Source organism: Synergistaceae bacterium (genome assembly GCA_012728235.1).
Lineage (GTDB): Bacteria > Synergistota > Synergistia > Synergistales > Synergistaceae > JAAYFL01.
Map to the genome: position 1 here is coordinate 1 of JAAYFL010000064.1, position 10042 is coordinate 10042.

A 10042-nucleotide genomic window follows, 5' to 3' on the forward strand; every position below is an offset into this window, starting at 1 on the left:
ATTGCCCGTTCTGCCAGAACTACGCTATTTCTACTGTAGCCGAGAGCGAAGTCAACACGAAATATCTCTCCCCTTTTGGCTTGGCACATTTGGCGGCCAGTATGAAAGACAGAAATAACATTGGTGTTGCATTTACTTATATCGAGCCTATGGTTGGTTATGAGTATGTCAGAGATGCTGCTGCAGAAGTGAAAAAGCTTGGCATGAAAAATGTCGTTGTAACAAACGGAAATGTTTTTTTGCCTATTCTTGAAGAAATCTTGCCTTACATAGATGCATTTAATATAGATCTGAAAAGTTTTTCTGATGTGCAGTACAAAAAACTTGGAGGAGATCTCAGGACCGTGCAAAACTTTATAACACGAGCAGCAGAAAATGCACATGTTGAAGTGACAAGTCTTATTGTGCCGGGATTAAACGACAGTGAAGATGAGATGAAGTCACTTTCTAAGTGGCTTTCAAATATTGACAGCTCCATACCGCTGCATATTTCCAGATTTTTCCCAAATAGGAATATGTCGGACGGGCTGCCCACCGATATAGTATTATTAAAAAAATTGAGCGAAATCGCCAAGGGCAACCTTGAAAGAGTCTATCTGGGAAATGTGTAGCTTTTGGCCGGTTTAATTTAAAGGAGAGCTGTTTGTGATAGGAAGCAAGATTAAAAAAAATAGTTTAAAGAAGAACGAACACAGACAAGCGAAGGTATTATCCTCCGCTTTTATTGTACTGTTTTTTGCGCTCTTCTCACTTGCTTGCGCATGTGGCAATTTCTCTTTAAACAGTTTCACTACAACACTCTCGAAATTCCTCTGCTCTAAAGCAGAGGCTTCCGAACAAACATTTAATGGAAAGTGGATAAAGGTAGTAAAGCATGAGTTTAAACTGTATGTTTATAATAACGATAAGGTTATAAAAAGTTATAACGTTGCAGTCGGGAGAAATTTAGGACAAAAACAGAGAGCCGGAGACAACAGAACTCCTGAAGGCAATTTTACGGTACAGCAGATACAAAGATCTGATTATTGGAGTCATGATTTTAGAGATGGGAAAGGCGTGATAGAAAAAGCTTACGGCCCCTGGTTCATTAGGCTAAAAACAGGCTGGAAGGGTATCGGAATTCACGGCACTCATGCTCCTTCTTCTATCGGAAAGAACGATACGGAAGGGTGTATCAGACTTCGCAATGAAGAGCTGGTAGAACTGAAAAACAATCATATAAAAATAGGCATGCCGGTAGTTATTGTGAAATAAAAAACAGACCTGTTAAATCAGGCCTGTTTTTAAAGATTTTTTTATCTTATAAACTATGCAAAAAACATTATCTCTTGTTTTTTCCAATTTTGTGAAATTCAATTTTTTATTTACCAGCTAAATAATAAACCGCATCTATTACGACTTCTCCAATGGAACCTGGTACCACGGTAACCCAAGATATGGGATTTTTTTCAACGTTGTAGGAATGAATTATATTTCCATTTTTGCCGTAAAAGTATCCTGCAAGAGTAGCTGTTCTTTTATTTTTCTTCTCATATAAATTTAACGTTAATACGTAGTCAACTTCTTGATCTGATCCCAAACGCTCTCCAGCTTTTTTCTTTTCTTCACGAGTATTATATTGCGTTTTCTGCCATGCCTTATAGTATGCTTCTTGATCTTGAATAGACGAAATATCTAAAAAACATGTGACTCCATCGTCACGATATATTTCAATGAAATTTGCTGCAAATAATAATGAAGGCACAAACGACAACACTAACGCTAATATTAAAGACTGCATTACTTTTTTCATAATCGCATCTCCTTACTATTAATGTCTAAAAAAACATGCAATTCCTATGCTGCTTTTACTGAAATTTCTAGTCTTATAAAAATACAAAATAAGACCTGCATTTGTAAGGTACAAAGATTATTATTTATCTAGACTCATTGTATAGGTTATCTTTGCGACAGACAAGGATAATATCTTTTTACTACATAGTTAATCACGACTTCGTTCTCATAAATGTACGCTTTATTTTAAGCGAAGCAAGGAGATGTTTATATATTACTTAGTATTTTATCAAATAAAAAAACAGACCTGACATAATCAGGTCTGTTTTGAATATTTGGTGGAGACGCGGAGATTCGAACTCCGGTCCAACAGGGGCCAGCCTAGGAGGCTCTACGAGTGTAGTCCCTACTTTAAATTTCGGTCCTGAATCCCCCAGAGACAGGGTAAACAGTGCCTAGTTTTCCCTAGAGTCTCGAATTTCACCCAGAAAACGTTGGTGAGATTCCAGTCATCTTTGTGTCGCCCTTCTACTGCCCGATGACGGAAGCTGTAGAGAGCGCGCTACTTAATTAAGCAGCGAGTGCGTAATCGTTATTGACGATTATGTTTTTGGAGCCGGATTAGCGAGGTTTCTCCATCCTCGACCCGCTCCTCCCGACCCTCCATCCTGCTGTCGAAACCAGTCGTCCCCATATTTAGTTGTTCAAGGTGCTACTGCTTGAATTATCTTTCGCCGCGTATTTCCTGGCGAATTGCTCTATCTATTCTGCGTGCGGCATCTTTTTCTGCATCGCTGTCGCGTTTATCGTAAAGTTTCTTGCCTTTTGCTATGGCAAGCTCACATTTGGCATATTTGCCCTCTTTTATGTAAATCTTTAACGGAATGAGAGTGAGCCCTTTTTCCTGAGTTTTCGAAACTAATTTTCTTATTTCGGATCTGTGAACAAGAAGTTTGCGTACTCTCATTGGGTCTTTATTATAATAGGAACCCATTTTGTACGGTGATATATGGACGTTGTAAAGCCACAGCTCTCCTTTTTCCACTCTCGCAAATCCATCTTTAATGTTTACTTGACCTGCTCTGACTGATTTTATTTCTGTGCCAGAGAGTACAATGCCAGTTTCGAAGGATTCAACTATAAAATATTCATGGCGGGCTTTTCTGTTTTGAGCCACTGTTTTGTCTTCGGGCATTGATCTCACCTCGCTTTAAAACTATATCAGAGTATGATGATTATTCAAATAGTAATACTACGGAATAAAGAAACACCTTCCACATACTGTGAAGGTGTTGTTTTTTAAATGGTCGGGGCGAGAAGAGTTGAACTTCCGACCTCCTGGTCCCGAACCAGGCACGCTAACCAGACTGCGCTACGCCCCGACTAAAGCGGTGAAATTATAACACCCAGGCCAGAGCTCGTCAACTTTCAGAGGCTCTTTTGAGCCTATCTGAAAGGGCGATGCCTATCCCGTTCTGCTCCGGTATTTCTGCGACAATGAGCTCGATATCTTTCTCTTCCACTTCTCTTAGTACCCTGAAGAGCTCTTTTGCGTACTCCTTATTATCTTTAAAGATTATTTTTATGTTAGGTTCAACTGATGGTTCAGATATTCCAATCCATGTCCATTTTTTACTCTGAACTTCTTTCGGCAACTTGCCTAATTCCGCCAGTAATAAAGGTATTTTTGGAGCGTAATGCCGATATCTGGTGCCGGGTGAACGACGTTTGATAGATTCTTCTTCTGTGTAAAAGACTTCTGTTCCCAAAAGTTTTTCTATCTCTTCTTTTGAGATGGCGCCGGGGCGTAAGAGGATGGGGTGCTCCCCTGTTATATCCAAGACAGTGGACTCGACTCCCACGTCCGTTCTGCCTCCGTCTATTATCATTTTTACTTTTTCGCCTAAGTCTGTCCTGACGGTTCTTGCGTCAGTAGGGCTGGGACGTCCACTTTTGTTTGCACTTGGTGCCGCTATTGGAAGATCTGAGAGGCGTATTATCTCAAGTGCTATTCTGTTGTCCGGCATTCTGATTGCTGCCGTAGAAAGACCTCCTCTTGTTGACAGAGGAACTATGTCTTTTGCGGTGAGAACTAGCGAAAGAGGTCCTGGCCAAAATTCCGCCATAAGTTTTTCGGCTCTTTCATTTAAATGGACTAATCTCTCTGCCATCTCGCGACTCGACACGTGCAGTATAAGAGGATTGTCTGAGGGGCGGCCCTTTGCGATGAATATGTTTTTTACGGCTTCCTCGTCAAGCGCATTTGCCCCAAGTCCATACACTGTTTCTGTCGGGAACGCGACCAGTTCTCCAGATTTTATCAGTTCTGCCGCTTCACGATAGAGAGAAAGCTCGCACTCAGTTGTTTGAGCGAAGATATTTTTTAATTTATCTTCCATTTTACTCTTCACTTATGTATTGCCCCTCCATAAAATTCACCATGAAGTTCTCTCTGAACTCTGGGAATTTTCCGTCTATGATGGCCTGTCTTGCCTCTTTCATGAGATTGACAAGGAAATACAGGTTGTGCCATGTGCAGAGGCGTGAAGCCAAAATCTCTCTTGTTGCATAGAGATGTCGAATATATGCACGTGTGTAGTTTCTGCATGTGTAGCAGTTGCAGTTAGAATCTAAGGGAGTAAAGTCCCTTTCATATTTTTTATTTCTTAAGTTAAGCTTAGCTGTGCGAGTCAAAACTCCGCCATTTCTTCCGTTTCTGGTGGGAATCGTACAGTCGAACATGTCAACGCCTCTCGCCACTCCTTCAACAAGGTTTGTCGGGAAACCAACACCCATTAGGTAACGAGGCTTGTCTTTGGGCATGTGCGGCGTGAGAGCATCAAGGACACGATACATTTCATCATGAGGTTCTCCGACGGAAAGACCGCCTATCGCATAGCCGGGAAAATCAATAGCCTGAAGTCTTTTCATGCATTCAATTCTCTGATCTTCAAACATGGAGCCCTGTACTATTCCAAATAGAGCTTGACTCTCCAGAGAATGGTACTCTTTACAGCGTTTTGCCCATTTTATGGTGCGTTCTACAGCTTCCTGTGAATATTCTTTGGTTGTTGGCCATGGAACACACTCATCAAAGACCATTGCTATGTCGCTGCCCAGTTTCTGCTGTATTTCCATAGAATCTTCCGGCCTCATAAAGTGGGTGCTTCCGTCTATGTGAGAGCGGAATTCCACTCCATCGTCCGTTATTTTACGAAGATCTGCGAGGGAGAAAACTTGAAATCCTCCACTGTCTGTAAGTATTGGATGATGCCAGTTCATAAATTTATGCAGTCCTCCTGCTTCATGAACTATGTCTTCTCCCGGTCTCATATAGAGGTGGTATGTGTTCCCAAGTATTATTTGAGCTCCCAAATCTTCAAGCTCTTCCGGTGTCATGGCTTTTACTGTTGCCTGAGTGCCAACCGGCATGAATATGGGGGTCTCTATTACTCCATGAGCCGTGCTAAACTCTCCGGCCCTTGCACCTGTTTCGGGGCATTCTGCTATAAGTTTGTATTTAAACATTTGACGCACTCCAATTGAATATTCTCTCAATATTTTTTAGTACTTGCTGTGAAAAATCTTCAAGTTTCATCTCTTTTAAAATTGCCACTAATTCGTAAACATATTTCACATGAGCCGGCTCGTTGGTCTTGCCGCGATGTTTTTGCGGTGCTAAGTAGGGAGAGTCCGTTTCACATAGAATTCTGTCTACAGGAACCATTGCTGCAATTTTGCGAAGTTCATCGTTTTTGGGATATGTTATGGGCCCAGCAAAGGAAATGTACAAACCGAGATCAAGTGCTTCTTTTGCATCTTCAGTATCTCCGGAAAAACAGTGTACTACTCCGTTTACTTTTCCATTGTAACTTTTACGCAAGATATCAAAAGTATCACGGTAAGCATCTCCGGAAGTTCTATCCTCTGCAGCTCTTATGTGAAGCACTATTGGCTTATTGATTTTCTTTGCCAATTCTACTTGCTCAGTAAAGACTTTTACTTGTGTATCTCTAGGTGAATTATCGTAATAGTAGTCCAATCCTATTTCGCCAATTGCAACAACTTCCGGATTATTCGCTACTTCTTCCAACTCTACAATGTAATTTGCCGAGACTTTTTTCGCTTCGTGTGGATGGACTCCAGCAAGAATTTTCATTTCAGGCAGCTCTTTGTGTGTTCGGGCAAATAGCAGTGACTCTGTTGCTGAAGCCACGCTTTCTGATGATTGTATTATTCTTTTGACGTTGTTATCCAAGGCGTTTTGAAATACCTGGGACAGACCGTTTGGATAGTATTTTTTATTTATATGGCAGTGCGAATCTACTAAAAACAAATATATTTCCTCCCTGTTCGTTTGCAAAAAAACTTGAGAATAATAATTTTATCTCTACTATTCTAAACCAAAAAAGGGCGGATTATATATCCGCCACTTTTCTTATATAACTTTATTTTTCTGTTCTCGATGCTGACTCGTTTACTTTTGTGGGATATTTTAATTTATCTTGCTTCCTACAGGAATTGAGTCATCCATTACTGTAAGCAGTGTTATTTTTTTGTCGTTTTTATCCGGGCTGTCTACGGCCAATAACATGCCGTTGCTCGTATAGCCGCGAATTTTTGCAGGCTTGAGATTGCAAATTACGGCAATTTTTTTGCCTTGCAGCTCTTCAGGGGTATAGTGCGCCTTTATGTTTGTTATTATGGTGCGCTTCTCGTATCCCAAATCGATACTGAGAAGATAGAGTTTATCTGCGTTTGGCACAGACTCGACCTTTTCTACAAGAGCAACTCTAATTTCCAACTTACTGAAGTCGTCTATGCTTATCTCTTCCTTGTGTGCTCCATAATCCAGTGAAGAAGAGGCAGAAGATATTCCTTTTTTTGCAACTTCTCTGGCTTTCTTTTCTTCTTCCCATTTTTCAAGGTCTATGCGAGGGAATAAAATCTCTCCCCTTTTCACTGTAACTTCTTGTCCCAGCTCTCCCCACTTCCATGTCGCAAGAGCACTTGTTTCTAGTGGCGTGCCTTCCAGTCCGAGCTGTGTCCACATTTGAGTGGCTGTATCCGGCATGACTGCTGCGATTGAGAGAGCTGACAGGCGAAGTGATTCCCACAGAGTGCGAAGAACTGAATCTAGTCTGTCTGTGTCACCCTCTCTGCCGAGTATCCAGGGCTGAGTTTCATCTATGTATTTGTTCGACCTGCCGATAAAGAGCCAGAGCGTTTTTAATGCTTCGTCAAAAGCAAAGAGCTCCATCTGCTCGCTCATCGTCTTGAATGTTTCATTTGCCATCTTTTCTATCTCTAAATCTAAATCATTTTTGTTATATGTCATAGGAAGATTGCCATCTCTATACTTTGATATCATCTGCAATGTCCTGGATAGCAAGTTGCCTAAGTCATTTGCCAAATCAGAGTTGATGCGCTGAACGAGAGCTGATTCGGAGAAGTTGCCATCATGTCCGAAAGATACTTCTCTGAGCAAGAAGTATCTGAATGGGTCTAACCCATAGCAATCTACCATTTCAAATGGGTCTACGACATTTCCGACAGACTTGGACATCTTCTCTCCGTCTACTGTCCACCAACCATGAGCGAAAACTTTGACAGGCAGATTTATGTCCAATGCCATTAAAATTGCAGGCCATATTACACAGTGAAATCTTATGATATCTTTGCCCACAAGATGGTGAACTGAGGGCCAGAAGGTCTCCCATTTTTCGCCTTCTTGAGGATAATTCATTGCTGAAAGATAATTTATTAGAGCGTCAAACCAGACATATATAACATGTTTGGAATCTCCTGGAAGAGGGATGCCCCATTTGAGCGTGGTTCTTGAGACTGACTGATCCTTAAGTCCACTCTCTATAAAGCTGACTGTCTCGTTGTAGCGAGTTTTGGGCATTATGGCATCGGGATTTTCTTTGTAAAACTTTAGCAGTGGTTCCGCATATTTTGAGAGTTTGAAAAAGTAGGTCTCCTCTGTCATTTTGGTAAGAGAACGGTGACAGTCCGGACATTTTTGTCCTTCTTCTATTTGAGCTTCCGGCACATAACTTTCACATGGCACACAGTACCAGCCTTCATATTCTCCCTATATATGTCCCCTTTTTCCATTAGTCTTCGGAAAATTTCCTGCACAACTTTTTCATGTCTTTCGTCAGTTGTACGAATAAAGTCATCGTTGCTTATGTTGAGTTTCTCCCAAAGTTTTTTGAAGTTCAAAACAACAGTATCGCAGAGCTCTTTCGGAGTTATTCCTCTTGCTTCTGCTGCAGTCTGTATTTTCTGTCCATGTTCATCAGTTCCGGTTAGGAACCAGGTGTTGTCTCCCTTTAACTTGTGCCAACGAGCCAAAGTGTCCGCGGCCACCGTTGTATATGCGTGTCCAATGTGAGGGACATCATTTACGTAGTATATTGGAGTTGTTATATAGAAATTTTTCTTATTTTCTGGCATTTAATTGTCCTCCTCGCCACTTACTTCTAAAATGTGGCGTTTTACTCTGTTACGAGGAATAGAATACTTCATTGCGATTGAGTTTGCAATATCCTTTGTGCTATCGCCTCTTTTTAACATTGTTTCCGCCTCTAGTTTCCAACTGTTTTCATCTTCTACTTCTTCTTGTGTGTTGCCCTCTACTATACAAACAAATTCTCCACGTATTTTTTCTTCCGGTAGAATTTTGTCAAAAGAGTGCAGTGTGCCCTTGAATGTTTCTTGGTGTATTTTACTTATTTCTTTTACCAGTGTTGCTTTTCTATCTCCTAATACTTCACCCATGAGAGCCAGTTCTTTTAATATTTTATGCGGTGATACATAAAACACAAGAGTTTCTTTTATCTCTGCCACTTCTGACAGTTTCAACCTCTTGTCTTTTGTCTTTCCTTTCAGGAACCCAACAAATAAGAAAGAATCCATTTCCATGCCGGAGAGCAAAAGAGCAGGCAGGAGCGCGTTCGCACCTGGCAAAACATCTATAGGCAGACCTCTTTCTAATACTGCCCTAATTATTACCGATCCTGGATCGGAGAGTCCCGGTGTGCCTGCATCTGAGACCAGCGCAACTGTTTCTCCGCTTTTTATTCTCTTTATAAGAGTTTCCACTCTTTCAGTTTCATTGTGCTCGTGGCAAGATATAAGCTGTTTGTTTAGTCCGAGGTGATTGAGGAGACGCAAGGTGTGCCTTGTGTCTTCACATGCGACGATATCCGCTTCTTGAAGCGCTTTTATGCCTCGCAGTGTCATATCTTCTAAGTTGCCGATTGGTGTGGGAACAACTATCAGGGGCATGACGTTTCACTTTCCTTTAATGTGTATGCGCTGATAAGCTCTTCCGTCTCTTTATCATCTGGGCCACGCATGAAGAGAGGAGACAGTATTTTTAGTCCAATTTTTGCAGCTCTTACTGCCTCTATAAGTACTACTGAAGCAGGAGAACCCTCTTTTGAATGAACGGCGCGCATTACTTTGGGTTCTATGTTGTATTTTGCCAACAGAGACACAAGTTCGCTGAGTCTGCTGGCGGATATTATTATGTTTAGGCTGCCTTTGTTTTTCAGGAGATATTTCGATGCGATTATAATCTCTTCCAACGTACATTCGGCTTCCTGCTTTGCAACAGTCTTTTCAATGTATGGGCTGCTGCGTACTGAGTGCTCTTTGTAATAGGGAGGATTAACGACAATTCTGTCGAAACTCTGTGCCGTCCATAGTGCTTTGTAATTTTTTATATCGTTGCATATAAATTTAGTTTTATCGTCAAGTTTATTATGGATTGCGTTTTCCATAGCCATATCGATGAGATGTTTTTGTATGTCTATCCCCTCTACAGAAAATCCACGCTTTGCAAGTATGAGAGTTATTGCTCCATGTGCACAGCCAATCTCCAGAATTCTTTCCCCTTTAGAGGGATTGGCGAAATTTGCAAGCAAGATTGTATCCACGTTGACTCTAGGACCCTTAGCTGCTTCGGGCTGTTCTATTTGTAAAATTCCTTTGAGTAAGTCTTCTCTTTTTTTCATTTTATGTTATGCCCAATCGTCTACTTTGACGCCTATTACTTGAGATAAACCGGGTTCTGAAAGTGTTACTCCATATAAAACGTCGGCTCGTTCCATGGTTAAGCGCCTGTGTGTCATTGCCAGTATCTGAGTATTTTTTGCATACTCTTTTGTAAGTTCTGAAAATCTTCTAAGGTTCACTTCATCAAGAGCGGCGTCAACTTCATCCAGTACCGCTATCGGACAGCCAGCCACTTCCATAG

Annotated in this window: 10 protein-coding genes, 1 tRNA gene, 1 other RNA gene and 1 pseudogene; 2 read left to right on the forward strand and 11 right to left on the reverse strand. The window is 41.3% G+C overall.

Annotated elements, in window-relative coordinates; translation table 11 throughout:
- Together GXZ13_04960 and GXZ13_04965 are read left to right on the forward strand one after the other, a co-directional pair.
- Nucleotides 1–611: radical SAM protein (locus GXZ13_04960; protein NLX75171.1), on the forward strand; the 611-nt coding region annotated here is incomplete at its 5' end.
- A 247-nt stretch (nucleotides 612–858) separates the two neighbouring features.
- The gene (locus GXZ13_04965) at nucleotides 859–1254 is read left to right on the forward strand and encodes a L,D-transpeptidase (protein NLX75172.1); all 396 of its coding nucleotides are present in this window, start codon (nucleotides 859–861) and stop codon (nucleotides 1252–1254) included.
- 106 nt (nucleotides 1255–1360) lie between these two features.
- Here GXZ13_04965 and GXZ13_04970 read toward each other — a convergent pair whose 3' ends face one another.
- The 11 genes and pseudogenes from GXZ13_04970 to GXZ13_05020 all read right to left on the reverse strand — a co-directional run.
- Nucleotides 1361–1792, reverse strand: coding sequence for a hypothetical protein (locus GXZ13_04970; protein ID NLX75173.1), 432 nt, complete (start codon nucleotides 1790–1792; stop codon nucleotides 1361–1363).
- Between the two features lie 317 nt (nucleotides 1793–2109).
- Nucleotides 2110–2465: a transfer-messenger RNA gene (gene ssrA, locus GXZ13_04975) on the reverse strand.
- Nucleotides 2466–2497: 32 nt separating this feature from the next.
- Nucleotides 2498–2968, reverse strand: coding sequence for an SsrA-binding protein SmpB (gene smpB, locus GXZ13_04980; protein NLX75174.1), 471 nt, complete (start codon nucleotides 2966–2968; stop codon nucleotides 2498–2500).
- 109 nt (nucleotides 2969–3077) lie between these two features.
- Nucleotides 3078–3155, reverse strand: a tRNA-Pro gene (locus GXZ13_04985).
- Nucleotides 3156–3194: 39 nt separating this feature from the next.
- Nucleotides 3195–4172: a threonylcarbamoyl-AMP synthase gene (locus tag GXZ13_04990; GenBank protein NLX75175.1), complete on the reverse strand. Its 978-nt coding sequence runs from the start codon at nucleotides 4170–4172 to the stop codon at nucleotides 3195–3197.
- Between the two features lies 1 nt (nucleotide 4173).
- Complete coding sequence (gene tgt / locus GXZ13_04995) at nucleotides 4174–5301, reverse strand: tRNA guanosine(34) transglycosylase Tgt (protein NLX75176.1); 1128 nt, start codon at nucleotides 5299–5301, stop codon at nucleotides 4174–4176.
- Entirely contained in the window at nucleotides 5294–6109 is an 816-nt protein-coding gene (locus GXZ13_05000) for a TatD family hydrolase (protein ID NLX75177.1), read from the reverse strand. The genes tgt and GXZ13_05000 overlap by 8 nt, the downstream gene beginning before the upstream one ends.
- Before the next feature lie 159 nt (nucleotides 6110–6268).
- Nucleotides 6269–8235 (reverse strand): annotated as a pseudogene (gene metG, locus GXZ13_05005) (methionine--tRNA ligase).
- Nucleotides 8236–9069, reverse strand: a complete 834-nt coding sequence (gene rsmI / locus GXZ13_05010) for a 16S rRNA (cytidine(1402)-2'-O)-methyltransferase (GenBank protein NLX75178.1) — start codon at nucleotides 9067–9069, stop codon at nucleotides 8236–8238.
- Nucleotides 9060–9800: a methyltransferase gene (locus GXZ13_05015; GenBank protein ID NLX75179.1), complete on the reverse strand. Its 741-nt coding sequence runs from the start codon at nucleotides 9798–9800 to the stop codon at nucleotides 9060–9062. The genes rsmI and GXZ13_05015 overlap by 10 nt, the downstream gene beginning before the upstream one ends.
- Nucleotides 9801–9806: 6 nt before the next feature.
- The coding region (locus GXZ13_05020) for a hypothetical protein (protein NLX75180.1) at nucleotides 9807–10042 on the reverse strand (236 nt) is incomplete at its 5' end.

Excerpts from the sequence above, each read along its gene's own strand:
- GXZ13_04970 (NLX75173.1), bottom strand. The coding sequence starts at position 1,792 with ATGAAAAAAGTAATGCAGTCTTTAATATTAGCGTTAGTGTTGTCGTTT.
- smpB (NLX75174.1), bottom strand. The coding sequence starts at position 2,968 with ATGCCCGAAGACAAAACAGTGGCTCAAAACAGAAAAGCCCGCCATGAA.
- GXZ13_04990 (NLX75175.1), bottom strand. The coding sequence starts at position 4,172 with ATGGAAGATAAATTAAAAAATATCTTCGCTCAAACAACTGAGTGCGAG.
- tgt (NLX75176.1), bottom strand. The coding sequence starts at position 5,301 with ATGTTTAAATACAAACTTATAGCAGAATGCCCCGAAACAGGTGCAAGG.
- rsmI (NLX75178.1), bottom strand. The coding sequence starts at position 9,069 with ATGCCCCTGATAGTTGTTCCCACACCAATCGGCAACTTAGAAGATATG.
- GXZ13_05015 (NLX75179.1), bottom strand. The coding sequence starts at position 9,800 with ATGAAAAAAAGAGAAGACTTACTCAAAGGAATTTTACAAATAGAACAG.